Genomic DNA, 14,596 nt, shown 5'->3' with positions numbered 1-14,596 from the left:
ACATAGATGTCACCAGCTACACCGTTGGTGCCATTATCGTTTGGAGAACCTGCTCCGCTTTGAGATACATTAAAAGTCGTGGTTGTATTATCTTCGGAGGTATAGGTAAAGGTACCGTCGCCATTATCAGCCAAAGTAGTAATCGTTTCATTCGCTTTTACTAACTCTTCGATTGTAATGGTTTTTTCTTCACCATCTTCAGTAATATAAGTTAAATTATCACCGTCATAGAAAACGTTTCCACCGTGTTGTTTGATCAGTTTAATAATATGATTCATCACTTGAATATTGGTGATAATCGTATTAAAATTCGTGATCACCTCTTGGGTCACATTTAAAGTAGTGTTTTCTCCAGCTTCGTTGGTATAAGTATATGAGCCATTTCCATTATCAATAAGTGTGGTAATGGTTTCGTTCAATTTCACGACATCGGAAATAGTAATTTCATTTACTACACCATTCTCGTCCACATAAGTAAATGAATCACCATTATAGCTTACGTTACCACCATAGTGTTGGATGATAGTCACCAGGGTATCAAGAACCTCAGGATGGTAAATTATTTCGCTGAAATTATTTACAATACTTTCAGGAACATTAATAATGGTTTTCACCTCTTTCTCGTCGGTATAGGTATAAGTACCATCGCCATTGTCCACGAGTGTAGAAGTGGACTCATTTAGTAAGTCACCGATTGAGATCGTAATTTTGTCTCCTTTCTCGTTCAAATAATAGAATTCATCATTTGCCGGATCGTAGATCACGAAGTTGTTAGAGGTATTTCCGCCCGCGGTAGAAGCAAGTCTTCTCCATCGGCCATCAAACCAATAATAGTATCCAGGAACAATAAGATCGCTGTTTGTGGTATTGAATACCATCAGGCTTTCTACATTTCCTGCCTTAATTGTGGCTGAATCGGTGACATGGGTAAGCGCCACCCGGGGGATGAGGATACCTTTGTCGGAAGCCACCACTTCCAATTGTGCCGAGGGGTTTGGGGTCGTTGTCCCTACTCCGACCTGGGCACTTACATATCCTACGGGAAGCAGGAATATCAATACCAATAAAAGATTTTTCATAACACTATGATTTAATGTATTGTCTATATTTTTTAAGATTATTTAATCGGGTTTCTCATTACTTGAATCCATCCTTTGAAGGTCTTTCTAGATCCATCATCCAGGGTGACTTCAAGTACGTAGAAATAGGTTCCGTCAATTAGGCCATCGGCATCCCAGTTATTCTTATAATCATCTGATTCAAATACATGGTCACCCCATCTATTAATAATCGTTACTTTGTGTTGGGAGAATTTGCTTAATCCTTTAATTTCAAAAACGTCATTTTCACCATCTGCATTAGGTGTAATGATGTTTGGAATAAAAAATTCCCGAACTTCATTTTCATCTTCATCAATATTGTCAGAAGGTTCTGCGTCCTCTTCTTTGGAGCTTACTTGTACTAAGTTTTTGATTGCACCCACTTCCTGGGTAGATACTGTTAGTTTAATGATCATCTCATCTCTAGAAATGAATTCCGGAACCGTCCAAATAAGACTTTGTCCCATGGTTTCCAAGGTATATTCCAATAAGCCGAAAGCCGACTCTACTGTCATTGATTTATACCGTGTGCCATCCGGGAGATTATCGACAATTACCACGTTGGTAGCTGTGATATCGCTGTTATTTTGAACTCGGATTTCATATTCTAAGTCATCGCCTGCCCAGACCATCTTTTCAAAAGATGTCTTCGTAATTGTCAGATCCGTCAAGGAACTCTGAACCGTTGCCATGGTAAAGACACCATAGGCTGAAAGTTCCTCTGGCGTCGTGATGAGCTGATTTGCAGCATCCATCTCTCCTCCGAGGTCCTCCCATTGCTGGGCTGTTTCGTCCCATCTCACGATATGCATCCCTGTTTCCACTTCACCAAGTATAAAAGCGGGGGTGGTCACATCACGAAAGGAAAGAGACAGCTTCACATCCTTAGCGCCATCACGCTTTTCCATTGTCCAATATTCTGCGTCGTTGATCGCATTGATTTGAGCCTCTTTATTTGCTCTTGGATATTGGCTATTCGGATCCTCGAAAAAGTACTGTGTCCGAAAATCACCATTATTGCCTGTTGCCGAGATGGCATCTAATCGATAATAGCCCTTATCTCCAATAGGATAGGTAAAAGCCTTATCACCTGATTTGCTTACCAGACCATCCACAAAACTTGCATCAGACACATTTTTTGTGAGGCCATTTTCTTTAAAATCTATCTCTCCATCAAACTCATTGGCCTGGACAATCCCGTCTGAAAAATCCGCTTCACCGGAGATATTCATTAGGCCTGACAAATGGAATGGTTCGTTTTGAGCAGCGTTCTGAAAAAGAACATGCTGTAAATTAATCTCCCGGGCACCTTGAATAATCTGCAAGGCGCTCCCTTGGAACCTGGTAAGACCTGTGGTCTGTCCTTCTGTAAATCCTACCTTGCCCTTATTGGCGTAATTGGCAAATACATAAAACTCCCCATCGTTGGTCATCTCCCCTTCTTCCTTATTCTCAAAATCAAATAAGGTGGAAACTATGGTGCCCGAATTCACTTTTAGCGTACCGTAGTTTGTCGTCTGTGCACATACCAGCGAGGTCTCACCGAACCCGCAAAGGAGCAATGTCCCTAGCATGCAAAATATTGCGTTAGATGTTCTCATCATTTAATTCTGATTATCATATTACCACGGGACTGACTTGATGCTGATTGTAATTCTTCCTCCGAATGTGGAGATACCTTAACTCTGTCCGAATCCAATCCTCGGCTTACTAAAAATTCCTTTAACTTCGAGCACTTGTTACTAAAAATTGTTTGGTCACCTTCATGTTGAGCAATGAGTGTGACGTCCAGCTCTGGATTAAAGGTCATCAATAACCTTAACCTTTCCAAAGCCATTATCTGCGCAACATCCAGATCCATAGCCAGTTGATGCATATCAAGGTTGTATAGATTGGCCTTAATCATCAACTGCTCGATCTGAGAGCTCATTTCGCAATAATCTGAGGATGTGGATTTTAACTCAATTAATTTTTTAGTATTTAATGGAATGATCAATTCACTACGTCTATTTACCTGATGAAGCTCCTCTTTACAGCTTACACCGTCTGGGCATGAGCTGATTAGATCCTCCTCACCATACCATGATAAAGTCAATCGATCTGGATCAATTCCCTCTGCTTCCAGATATTTACTTACAGCATTTGCACGTCTTTTACTCAATCGTTGATTGTACTTATGAGAAGCTCTGGAATCAGTATGTGAGCGAACTTCTAATGTCAGCTCAGGATAAGTATTTAGCAATGCTGATACATCATTCAGAATATCATCTTCTCCTCTACGGATAAAACTTTTGTCCAAATCGTAATAGATGATCTCAGTAAATACCGCAACATCCGGAGCTGGATATTTGGCAAGCTTATACTGCTTTGTGATCAGGATCGAATCTTTCCCTAATGCGGAGATTTCATTATCCGATACGGTAAAGTAACCGGCCTTCATAATGGACAGATTATACAATTCATCCTGACCCAGATCAGTTTTATATTTATTGTTTTCGATAGTAGCCAATGCGATATTCTTCCCTTTGGCATCTACAAATTCCAATTGAGCCCCTTCTATAGGATTTCCGTTGCAATCCACCACCTCAGCTATAAATTTTCTAAACACTGGTCTAATTTTATATATATCATCCAATCCATTTTCGGCATCTCTATTGGAGCTTAGGTAAAGCTCATTATCCGAAAACATCCTGTAGGCAAAATCATCTCGAATACTATTGATCGGCAGACCTAGGTTCTGTACTTTGCCTAAAGTCTCTCCGTTGATTTTCGATTGATAAATATCCAATCCTCCATAACCCTGGTGGCCATTGGAAGAGAAGTACAAAGCGCTATTATAAATAAATGGGTCCCTCTCGTCATTACTGGTGTTCACCATTTCCCCAAGGTTCTCTGCGGCACCGAAGCCAATTCCATTTGAATCCGTGATCAGGGCCACTTTATAAAGGTCATAACCTCCAAGGCCTCCATCCATATTGGAAGAGAAATAAAGGTTGTTGTCCTGAGAAATGTATGGACTTACTATGGCGTACTCATGAATGGAATTACCTGGAAAGGCTTCATACTGGCTGATAGTGCCATTTTCGTCCAGGATCCCATAATACAATTCAGGATAAACGATTACTTCATCCTCACCTTTTACTTTGGTAATGCCTCTGGTTGCTGTAAAAAACAGGTAGGTCTTACCGTTTATTTCTGCAAAAGCAGGGTCACTTACATGCCTAAAGGCCTCTGTATCCACTGTCAGCTTTTGGATCTCTCCGGCAGGATTCTGCTTGTAAATGCTCAGGTAGCTTCTCCCGGTCCACTGATAGTAATCCTTATTAAAGGACTTATTGCGAGCATCCAATCTAAAGAGCTTCATGCTGGAGGACTTTTCTATTCCTCTATCTGAAACAAAGTATTTGTTGCCAGCGGCATCTTTGGTCAGGTAAAAGTCTGCAGCATTGGTGTTAAGCTCTTCCACCGCGATCACCTTGGTAGGGTCCACAGGTGAATGATTTGCAGCAAGAAAATCCCACTCTGCCAACGTCCTCTCATCAATATCTTCCTGCTGCAATAAATCATTTATTTCACCATACCGATTGACGGCATGTGCGGTTTGAGCAAATCCCTTCACATCTTCCTGGGTATATTCTCCTTTATAAGAAAGAGCTTTCTCCCACCATACGTAAGCCTTATCGTAATCATTGATCTTACCATAGCTATACGCTACATTTCTGGCGGTCATGTACCTGGCTTTCTTCTCGTAGGCCTTCTCATATAGCTCCGCAGCAGCTTTATAGTTCAGCTGATCCATCTGCTCATCAGCGTATCTCAGAAGTGAGCGCTGAGCAAAAGCGGCATTGCTTAGGACCATTAGTAATAGTATTGTCTTTATCTTTCTCATCTTTAGAACCACCTTTGATTTCTCATTTTTACATTTCTAGGGCTCAGATAATATCCCACTGATAACTCGTGCGAACTATTTCTAAGGTTATTTAAAGCATTCAAATTATGATCGTATGCATAGCCAATTCTAAAATTGTCCGTAGCAAATATTTCCATAACTATTGCAATGGCATTTCTGTGACTTAAGTCTTCTTGTAAATTATCTTTGGAGATATTGAAATTGCTTCTGTAGCTTCCCCCGATCCAAAACCTCTCATACAATAAGAACATGGTATTGATATCATAACTGGTAGGAGCACCTGCTACTTCCTTGATCAGGAACGAAGGCTTGATGGATACCACCGCAGATAGTGGCCAGATCGCCCCGGCAGTTAGGTAATAATGGAAATTCTCATACTTACGCTCCACGCCTTGGTTTTCTAAAGCTTGGGTGCTTACGATATTATAAGCACTCAGACCAGCGTAGTATTTGGGAGTGTGATAGAATAAACCCACATTCAGGTTGGGTTCCAGCACATTCACGATACCCTCGGTCAATAATGGATCATCCTCATCAACTGGCTTCAGCTGATCAAAGTCGAAACGGTAATCAGATAATCCACCACTAATCCCTAATGCTAAAAAAGACTCTCTACCCACCTGCAAGTGATAAGCATAGGTAAGAAGTGCACCAGTAGTCTTGGTAGGACCGATCTCATCATGCGTAAAGGCTACCCCAAAACCCATGGTCCCTTCGTTGGCACTGAAATCTGCAGTGGCCGTGAAGGTCTTTGGTGCTCCTGGGAAATTAATCCATTGAGATCTGTAAGTAGATTGTATATACCCCACATTCTTATATCCCGCATACCCTGGATTAACATGCAGTCCATTAAATATATACTGACTGAATTGCGGCATTTGTTGACCAAATACTTGAGTGCTAAAAAAGCCCAAGTTAATCAGCATTAATATTTTGATAAGTTTTCCCATTACTATTTTGATGAATGTCAATACTAAAATGCTTCTTCTATACTTTAAAGGGCAGTTGCCCCACCAATTACTCTTTTGAAGCGCCAATTTTTTCAGAGGAACTTATTTTCTAACGTTTATTAGACCGTTCATACTTATTAATTCGCTACTGACACAAATAATGTAATATTCAAGCTGAATGTCTAAGAAACGGATACGCACATATACGCAAACAAAAAATAAGAATATATCTTATTAATTTAATCCTAAAAAATACCTGTAATTTCTAACTATATAATTACGATAAGCGGGTAAATTACAATTTTAAGCGATTTTAGGGCGTATTACCCAATAATCATTACTTAAAGCCATTTAAGAGCACATAATACTGGTAAAAATCACCAGATTTAGGAGGGCGAATTGGTGGGGTTACCTAGTAGAAAGCACCTGAAAACAGGTATTAAATTACCAAACACTATTTTTTTAAAAATCACGACCTTCTATCCTCTAAAACTTTAGATACCAATGCCCTAGAATCTTTACCCCCCTATTTTTGAGCACTTCTTCTCTTAATAGTACCCACTTTCTAATGCCGCTTTTAGGTACATCTCCCATATTGCCTATCATTTTACCCACATATAGAGGGAAAATAACTATTAAGGAGTAAAATCAATTTTGCCCCACTCAATATCACTCCATATTCCACTACTCATCCCCCAATGCTTCACGCTCTCAATTGGCCAAGCGTGTCGTGGCTAATAAGGGCTAGCCTGTCTTGTCAAAGGATCCTAAATGGTAAGCCTTTAACTAAATCTGCATAAGCTATATATAAAGAGCGCATGAGGGCCTTGAAATATCGACTATGGCCTGGCGACAAAAAAAATGCGCCTCCACTCTATATAGCACCCAGACCCATTTGACTTAAGCCGCATAAGCCAGCGCTCTTCCTAGCAGAGCTCCTCTTCATATGAAGACCGGCCTCTATTCATCAATAGACCATCTATGCTGTGGGGAAATCTATTTTTCAAGCTGCGCTTTTGAGAACCACAACTAAATCTAATCAATTGATTTTCAAAAGATTACAAACAAAATAGAATACAAGAAAATAACCTCTCACATTAGAGGCATTTTCTTTGGAGCGAAGCGAATCAGAAAAAATCACCATCATCAACCCTTAAGAACTACGGATCACTAAAAGGAGAATGGTAAGAATTAAGCTAAAAATCAAAATTGAGGACATAAAAAAGGACCTATGAAGCTCCTTCATAGGTCCTTATTCTCAGTGTAGGACTGAGATCCACTTATATATACTTATAGATTGTCTTTGATCGTTGTAGCGATTTTTTTCATTTCTTCTTCTTCCAATTTCAGCTTGGGACGGGTGAAATTGATATCATCCATGGTATTGAGAGGCACCAGGTGCACATGGACGTGAGGCACCTCAAGACCGATCACCGCCACACCCACACGGGTGCATTTGACGGACTTATCGATAGCCTTGGCCACCTTCTTTGCAAAGACATAGAGTCCCGCTAAGACCTCATCTTCCAGATCAAAGATATAGTCGGTTTCTTGCTTTGGCACCACTAGTACATGGCCCTTTACTAAAGGCATGATATCTAGAAATGCAATATAATTATCATCCTCGGCCACTATCTGGGCGGGGATCTCTCGGTTGATGATTTTTGTAAAAATACTTGCCATGGGGTAAAAATAAAAAATCCCGAATGGAATACCATCGGGATTAAGCTATTTAATATTCTATTTCCAACACTTCAAATTCCACTACACCAGCAGGAGCCTTAATCTGGGCTACTTCTCCTACTTTCTTACCTAGAAGTCCTATACCAAAAGGAGAGGCAAGTGAGATTTTGTGCGCTTTGAGATCGGCTTCTTCCTCAGATACCAAGGTATAGGAGACGGTCATGCCATTCTTTATATTTTTGATTTTTACGGTGCTTAGGATCCCGACTTTTGAAGGGTCCATTTTGGAATTGTCTAGCACTCTGGCATTTCCGATTACGCCTTCGAGTTTGGCTATTTTAAGTTCCAAATGGCCTTGAGCATCCTTGGCAGCATCGTACTCAGCATTTTCACTCAAATCTCCCTTATCACGGGCTTCAGCGATTTGTTTTGCTATATCCTGTCTTCCTTTGGTCTTCAATAGTAGCAGCTCATCCTTAAGCTTTTTAAGACCCTCTTCTGTATAATACTGTACTTTTCCCATAGTCTAATTGTTTGTCAAAGCTTGAAAAATAAAAGAACGGCCTCATTTCTAAGACCGTTTCATATTTCTACCGATATTTTAAGTATAGAGCAAATATAATAATCTCCAATGCATAAAGCAATTTTAAACACCAGAATTATACCCTGTTACCCCCTTATGCCCCAAAACCACTATTAATCTTGTCCACCAACACTTGGTTGATTTTCTCATAGGACTGGAAGGTCCAGCCTGCGATATGTGGAGAAAACATCACATCCTCCCGCGTCACCAGTTCCTCGAATGCTGCACGCTGAGATTCATCGAGTGTCTTCAACTTTTCATTTTCAAGCACATCCAATAAGGCTCCCTTGAGTGTTCCTTTTTTCAGGGCAGAAACTAAGGTTTGCAATAATATCACCTCACCTCTGGCGGTATTGATCAGGTAAAAAGGATGGTGAAAACCAGCCATCACCTCCTCCGAGAAGAAGCCTCTGGTTTCCGGAGTCAATGGCACATGAATGCTCAGCACCTCTGCCTGCTCCTGCAGCTCCTGGAAAGTGGCCTGCTCAGCGTATTCATCGCCGTAGTTTTCCAGGTATTTGTCATAAGCCAGTACCCTTACGCCAAATCCGGACATCCTTTTTGCGAAGGCTTTTCCCATATTTCCATAACCAAATACACCTATCGTCTTACCCTGAAGTTCCTCCCCACGATTTCCTTCACGATCCCAGATGCCTTTTCGTACTTCTGCATCCGCTTTTTTGAGATTATTGAATAGCGAAAGCAACATGGCCACGGCGTGCTCCCCTACCGCATCACGATTTCCCTCAGGCGCATGATATAGCTTAATATTATGCTTATCGATATAGTCCAGGTCAATCTTATCCAAGCCAGCGCCGGCACGCCCAATGAACTTCAGCTTGCTAGCTTTGGCTAATAGCTCCTCATCCATGGGGGTTTTTGACCGGATGATCAGGCCATCATATTCGTGCACCGTCCCCAATATCTCCTCACGGGTGATCTTAGGCTTATAATCCGCTTCAAATCCCCGCTCTTCCAATAAGGACATGATACTGGGGTGCATTTCGTCAATAATTAATATTTTCATAGGAATTAATCATTAGCCCATTGGAACCAATGGATAATTTTCATTTTTACAAATTCAGCAACATCATCGCTACAAAGAAGTACACCGCAAGTCCCAGGAGGTCATTGGCAGTGGTGATAAAAGGTCCTGAGGCCATGGCAGGGTTTACCCCAAACTTATCTAGGACAATCGGCGTCACTGTCCCCATAAAGGAGGCCAACAATACCACACAAAATAAGGCAAGGCCTACCACAATACCGAATTTCACCTCATTATTGTATATAAAGACCACTGTCCCGAAGACGACCAGTCCCAGCACCAATCCATTGAGCATGGCCACCATCAGCACCTTGGCAAACCGCCGGCCTAGGCTCTCCGCAAATACGGACTTGGCAGCAAGAGACTGCACCACCAAGGAAGACGACTGGATCCCCACATTTCCGCCCGTAGCCGTGATCAGCGGGATAAAAGAAGCCAGCTGAATGTACTTACTCAAGCCTGCATTATAGCCTCCAATCAACTTGGCGCCTAATAATCCACCGACGATCCCGATAAATAGCCAGGGTAAACGGGCTTTAGTCAGTCGGAAAACAGAATCAGATTCTTCTACATCATCTGATATCCCGGACATGGCCTGCATATCTTCCTCAGCCTGCTCCCGCATCACATCCAGGACATCATCGACGGTAATTCTTCCCACCAACTTATTCTTGGCATTGACCACAGGTACAGCTTCCAAATCATATCGGCGCATGATCTCGGCGATCTCCTCCTCATCCATATAAGTGGGTACGGAGATCAGGTCTTCCTCATAAATATCCTTGACTTTGGTATCGGCAGAGGAAAGAATGATTTTCTTTAGCGCCACGCGCCCCAAAAGGCTCTCTTTATTGTCCACGACATAGATAGAATAAATCTTCTCTACATTTTCTGCCTGACGGCGGATCTCCTCAATGGTCTGCACCACCGTCCAGTTGAGGTTAGCTTTTATAAATTCTTTTGCCATCAGGGAGCCCGCACTGCCCTCTTCATAGCGAAGGAGCTCTTGGATATACCCTGACTTTTCTTTTTCCTGAATATGGCTGATGACCTCTTCCCGGTCCTTGACCACGAGCTGATTTAGGATATCCACGGCATCATCCGACTCCATATGATCAAGGAGAGCGGCCAGCTCGGCGGATTCCATTTCCTGGACCACCTTAAACTGAGGCTCTTCATCCAGCTCAATCAATACATCTGCAGCAAACTCCCGCTCCAGGACCCTAAGGACAAAGAGGGCTTCCTCCATATCCAGTTCATCCAGCAGCGCGGCGACATCAGCCTCGTTTGCCCCTTCGATGGACTCGCTTATTCCGCTGACATCCTGAGCTTCCACGCTGTCACGCAGGGATTCCAGGTACTCTTTGGAGAGCTCAAATTCTCTTATTCTTTCCAAGACGATTCCAGTTTATTAGTTAATAATACGAAAGAAGCCACATCCAACTGCTCCGCTCTCAAATCCAACATTGGATCCTCCTTCATGCTATCACTTAATCCTAAAGATTTCAGGGCATTTCTGAGTGTTTTCCGTCTCGTGCTAAACCCTTGCTTTACCACTCTGAAAAATAATTTTTCATTGCAGTCCAACTTTTCGACCTCATTTCTTTTGAGTCGAATGACGCCACTATTTACCTTTGGTGGAGGGTCAAAAACCGTCGGGGGAACTGTCATCAGGTACTCTATATCATAATAGGCCTGTAAGAAAACACTCAAAATGCCATAACTCTTATTTCCATGTGGAGAGGCTATGCGCTGGGCAACTTCTTTTTGAAGCATGCACACTACTTCGGTGACTTTGTCCTTTTCTGCCAAAACTTTAAAAAAGATTTGTGAAGAAATATTATAAGGAAAGTTTCCGGCAATGATAAAAGGCGTATCAAATACCTCTCCAAAGTCATATCTTAAAAAATCCCCAGATATTATTTTATCTTTAAGTAATGGATATTTCTTGTTCAAATAAACGATTGACTCTTTGTCAATATCTATCAGATGAAGGTCCCACTCCTGCTGAAGCAAAAAATCAGTCAACACTCCCATGCCAGGACCGATCTCCAACACTTGTTTCACGCCCCTATGCCCACTGACCGCTTTGGCGATATCTTCAGCTATATTCAAGTCCGTAAGGAAATGCTGCCCGAGATGCTTTTTTGCACTGACTCTCTCCATCTTTAGTTCTATGATAAATTTATAGTAAATTGCCTTCCAAAATTAAAACAATATATGCTAACCGCCATAAGAATACTAGACTCTCCTGGAAATCTTCGCACGCAAATGGGCGTATGCCTTATTAGCAGCGGCAAAGACATAAATAAACTTCCTATAGATGAGGCCAAATCTGCCTACATCAAAAAGACTTTTGCAGACAAAAAGAAAACTAAAGTCAGCTTGTCTGACGAAAATTCTCATTTGGTATTTATAAAACTCGATGAAGAAAAAGATAATATAGCCGATTTAGAAAAAGCGCGGAAGGAAGGCGCCAGCCTTTGGAAAAAAATAAAGCAGGAGCTCGCCCCCAAAATATATTATTTTGGCAAGTCCGAAAAACTGCTCTTAGCATTTGCCGAAGGCCTGATATTAGCCTCCTACCAATTCTCCAAATACCTCTCCACAAAGCCTGAAGCTCCTGAGACCTTGGAGATCTATACCGATGTCACCGATCAGCAGATGGCAGATGAACTGATGGCAATATGCCACTCCACCTTCATCGCCAGAAATCTGGTCAATGAGCCAGTCATCACCTTGACCGCTCAGCAGCTAGGACAGGAAATCGAAGCATTAGGAAAAACCTATGGCTTCAGCACTGAGATATTTGACGAGAGCAAAATAGCATCTCTAAAGATGGCGGGTCTGCTGGCTGTCAATGCCGGCAGTGAGCAAGCGCCTACTTTCAGCATCCTGCATTATAAGCCTGCGTCAGGAAGGAAATTCAAAAAGCCCATTGTCCTGGTGGGCAAAGGGGTGGTCTATGACACTGGCGGACTAAGCCTAAAGCCTACTGCCAACTCCATGGACTTCATGAAAGCCGATATGGCGGGTGCTGCTGCGGTGATCGGTACCCTATGCGCTGTGGCTCAGCTAAACCTGCCAATAGAGGTCATCGGCCTGATTCCAGCGACGGATAATCGGCCTGGTGGCAATGCGATTACTCCTGGGGATATCATCACCTACCCTAATGGGAAGAGCGTAGAAATCCTGAATACCGATGCAGAAGGCCGGTTAATCTTGGCGGATGCTTTATTATATGCAGCGAAATTTGACCCTAAATTAGTCATAGACTTGGCCACTCTCACGGGCTCCGCAGCGGCGGCTTTAGGAAAAGAAGGTGCAGTGATGATGGGCAAAGCTTATGATGAGGAGAAAAGTTTTCTTAAAATTGCAGGAAAGGAAGTCTGGGAGAGACTGGTGGAGTTTCCGCTATGGGATGAATATGGCGATCAATTGAAATCCTCTGTGGCTGATATTGCCAATATTGGAGGCCCTACTGCCGGGGCAATTACCGCAGGGAAATTCCTGGAGCACTTTACTTCTTATAATTGGATCCATGTGGACATCGCTGGACCAGCCTTCTTAAAAACAGGAGAAAACTACAAACCAAGTGGAGGAACAGGATTTGGCGTCCGCCTCATCACTCAGTTTCTGAAAAATATCGCAAATTGATCCGTATATGAATCAAAGAAAAAATAAGCCCATCATTGGGATTACCATTGGAGACATCAATGGGATAAGTGCTGAAGTGACGATGAAAGCACTGCAGGACAATCGACTGCTAAAGAATATGACCCCTGTCATCTATGCACATGGCAAGGCGATCACCTTCTATAGAAAGCTATTAAAGCTGGAAGATTTCAATTTTATGCAAATCAGGTCCATAGAAGAAGCTCATCCTAAGAAGGTGAATGTCCTTAATATAATAGAGGAATGTCCGGAGATATTACCCGGCGTAGAGACTGCTGAGGCGGGCAAAATGGCATTGGCCGCACTAGACCAAGCCATAGGCGATCTGAAAGCGGACAAAATCCAAGCGATGGTCACTGCGCCATTAAACAAAAATAATATCAACTCTGCCGAGTTAAAATTCGTAGGACATACAGAATACCTCACTCAGGCTTTTGGAGCCAAAGAGAGCTTGATGTTCATGATAGCGGAGGACCTTCGCGTGGGAGTGGTGACAGGACATATCCCACTGGCTGAGGTACCGAAGAATATCACTGGACCTAATATCAAGCAAAAGCTAAAGATAATGTTGAAATCTTTGCAGGAGGATTTTGGGATTCAGAAGCCACGAATCGCCGTGCTGGGGCTCAATCCACACGCGGGAGAAGAGGGCTTATTAGGATCCGAGGAAGAAGCGATTATTCAGCCAGTCATTCGGGAGTTTAAGGACAAAGGTCATATGGTTTTTGGTCCCTACCCGGCGGATGGTTTTTTCGGGATGATGCATCATAAAAAATTCGATGCGGTGCTGGCCATGTATCACGACCAAGGCTTGGTTCCATTCAAGGCACTCTCCTTCGAAAATGGAGTAAACTTCACGGCAGGGCTGCCAATAGTCCGGACTTCTCCGGATCATGGAACAGCCTATAATATAGCAGGAAAAAACGTGGCAGAAGAGGGTTCAATGCGAGCAGCCCTATTTTCTGCCTATGATATTCTCACCCAAAAGCAAGGTTGGCAAGAAGATGAATAAAAATAAATCACTGCTATATTTTACATTTAAAAATATATACACTAAATTTGCGGTCTTAAATAAGAAGGAGGAATTGTGAAATTCTGGAGAGCTTTTGACATAGAAATCATCAAATTAAACGAAGGGAAGCATGAGTTTACCTTTGAGATCAATGATGATTTTTTCAGTCATTTCGAAGATAATGACCTTGTAAAACAAGGGAATTTGGAAGTAAAGGTTTTGATCAAAAAAGGATCAAACCTATTGGAAGTTATATATCAAATAAAGGGTCAGGTAGAGTTGACTTGTGACCGGAGCTTAGAGAAGTACGATGAGCAGATAGAATCCAGTCAGAAGGTGCTTTATAAGTATGGCTCTGAGGAGGCGGAGATCAACGAGGAAATGTTCATGATTACTCAGGACACTCCTTCGATCAATGTGGCTCAGTTGATTTATGAATTTATACTTCTTTCATTGCCAGCTAAGAAGATTCACCCGAGTTACAGGGATGATGAAGACGAGGCCGAGAGTGAAGGTAAGATGATATATTGGTCAGATTCGGAGAATGAGGACAATGATGACCTTTCTGAGGAAGAGGAAGACCAACAAGTAGATCCCAGATGGGAAGCATTAAAGAAAATTAAGAAAAAAGATTAATC

General features: G+C 42.3%; 11 protein-coding genes and 1 pseudogene. 3 read left to right on the top strand and 9 right to left on the bottom strand.

Going from position 1 to position 14,596, the window contains the following annotated elements; translation table 11 throughout:
* From B050_RS22700 to rsmA, 9 genes and pseudogenes are all read right to left on the bottom strand, one after another.
* A pseudogene (locus B050_RS22700) lies at positions 1 to 1,079 on the bottom strand (hypothetical protein); the annotation flags it as partial.
* 38 nt (positions 1,080 to 1,117) lie between these two features.
* On the bottom strand, positions 1,118 to 2,704 hold the full coding sequence (locus tag B050_RS0119735; RefSeq protein ID WP_157492910.1) for a T9SS type B sorting domain-containing protein: 1,587 nt from the start codon (positions 2,702 to 2,704) through the stop codon (positions 1,118 to 1,120).
* Positions 2,701 to 4,989, bottom strand: coding sequence for an OmpA family protein (locus B050_RS0119730; protein ID WP_083923308.1), 2,289 nt, complete (start codon positions 4,987 to 4,989; stop codon positions 2,701 to 2,703). Before B050_RS0119730 ends, B050_RS0119735 begins: the two co-directional genes overlap by 4 nt.
* Before the next feature lie 2 nt (positions 4,990 to 4,991).
* Positions 4,992 to 5,960: a PorP/SprF family type IX secretion system membrane protein gene (locus B050_RS0119725; RefSeq protein ID WP_018475686.1), complete on the bottom strand. Its 969-nt coding sequence runs from the start codon at positions 5,958 to 5,960 to the stop codon at positions 4,992 to 4,994.
* 1,290 nt (positions 5,961 to 7,250) lie between these two features.
* Positions 7,251 to 7,643 (bottom strand): HIT family protein, encoded by a 393-nt coding sequence (locus tag B050_RS0119715; protein WP_018475684.1) that lies wholly within the window; start codon positions 7,641 to 7,643, stop codon positions 7,251 to 7,253.
* A gap of 49 nt (positions 7,644 to 7,692) precedes the next feature.
* Positions 7,693 to 8,166 (bottom strand): transcription elongation factor GreA, encoded by a 474-nt coding sequence (greA, locus tag B050_RS0119710; RefSeq protein WP_018475683.1) that lies wholly within the window; start codon positions 8,164 to 8,166, stop codon positions 7,693 to 7,695.
* Between the two features lie 154 nt (positions 8,167 to 8,320).
* Positions 8,321 to 9,253 carry a 2-hydroxyacid dehydrogenase gene (locus B050_RS0119705; RefSeq protein WP_018475682.1) on the bottom strand — a complete coding sequence of 311 codons (933 nt, stop codon included), beginning with the start codon at positions 9,251 to 9,253 and terminating at the stop codon, positions 8,321 to 8,323.
* Between the two features lie 46 nt (positions 9,254 to 9,299).
* Positions 9,300 to 10,667, bottom strand: a complete 1,368-nt coding sequence (gene mgtE, locus B050_RS0119700; protein ID WP_018475681.1) for a magnesium transporter — start codon at positions 10,665 to 10,667, stop codon at positions 9,300 to 9,302.
* Positions 10,655 to 11,437: a 16S rRNA (adenine(1518)-N(6)/adenine(1519)-N(6))-dimethyltransferase RsmA gene (rsmA, locus tag B050_RS0119695; RefSeq protein WP_018475680.1), complete on the bottom strand. Its 783-nt coding sequence runs from the start codon at positions 11,435 to 11,437 to the stop codon at positions 10,655 to 10,657. The genes mgtE and rsmA overlap by 13 nt, the downstream gene beginning before the upstream one ends.
* Positions 11,438 to 11,491: 54 nt before the next feature.
* On the opposite strand from rsmA, the gene B050_RS0119690 reads away from it, so the two are divergent.
* The 3 genes from B050_RS0119690 (at position 11,492) to B050_RS0119675 (ending at position 14,594) form a co-directional block, all read left to right on the top strand.
* On the top strand, positions 11,492 to 12,928 hold the full coding sequence (locus tag B050_RS0119690; protein WP_018475679.1) for a leucyl aminopeptidase family protein: 1,437 nt from the start codon (positions 11,492 to 11,494) through the stop codon (positions 12,926 to 12,928).
* A gap of 7 nt (positions 12,929 to 12,935) precedes the next feature.
* Positions 12,936 to 13,958, top strand: coding sequence for a 4-hydroxythreonine-4-phosphate dehydrogenase PdxA (gene pdxA, locus B050_RS0119685; protein ID WP_018475678.1), 1,023 nt, complete (start codon positions 12,936 to 12,938; stop codon positions 13,956 to 13,958).
* A gap of 75 nt (positions 13,959 to 14,033) precedes the next feature.
* The gene (locus B050_RS0119675) at positions 14,034 to 14,594 is read left to right on the top strand and encodes a YceD family protein (protein ID WP_018475677.1); all 561 of its coding nucleotides are present in this window, start codon (positions 14,034 to 14,036) and stop codon (positions 14,592 to 14,594) included.
* The last annotated feature ends 2 nt before the right edge of the window (positions 14,595 to 14,596 follow it).

The organism is Echinicola pacifica DSM 19836 (assembly GCF_000373245.1).
GTDB lineage: Bacteria > Bacteroidota > Bacteroidia > Cytophagales > Cyclobacteriaceae > Echinicola > Echinicola pacifica.
The sequence above is the reverse complement of the archived record's forward strand: the minus strand, read 5'-3'. Positions and strand labels throughout refer to the sequence as shown.

Coding starts and splice junctions, on each gene's coding strand:
- rsmA (WP_018475680.1), bottom strand. CDS start 11,437: ATGGAGAGAGTCAGTGCAAAAAAGCATCTCGGGCAGCATTTCCTTACG.
- pdxA (WP_018475678.1), top strand. CDS start 12,936: ATGAATCAAAGAAAAAATAAGCCCATCATTGGGATTACCATTGGAGAC.
- B050_RS0119705 (WP_018475682.1), bottom strand. CDS start 9,253: ATGAAAATATTAATTATTGACGAAATGCACCCCAGTATCATGTCCTTA.
- B050_RS0119735 (WP_157492910.1), bottom strand. CDS start 2,704: ATGATGAGAACATCTAACGCAATATTTTGCATGCTAGGGACATTGCTC.
- B050_RS0119730 (WP_083923308.1), bottom strand. CDS start 4,989: ATGAGAAAGATAAAGACAATACTATTACTAATGGTCCTAAGCAATGCC.
- B050_RS0119725 (WP_018475686.1), bottom strand. CDS start 5,960: ATGGGAAAACTTATCAAAATATTAATGCTGATTAACTTGGGCTTTTTT.
- B050_RS0119690 (WP_018475679.1), top strand. CDS start 11,492: ATGCTAACCGCCATAAGAATACTAGACTCTCCTGGAAATCTTCGCACG.
- B050_RS0119715 (WP_018475684.1), bottom strand. CDS start 7,643: ATGGCAAGTATTTTTACAAAAATCATCAACCGAGAGATCCCCGCCCAG.
- greA (WP_018475683.1), bottom strand. CDS start 8,166: ATGGGAAAAGTACAGTATTATACAGAAGAGGGTCTTAAAAAGCTTAAG.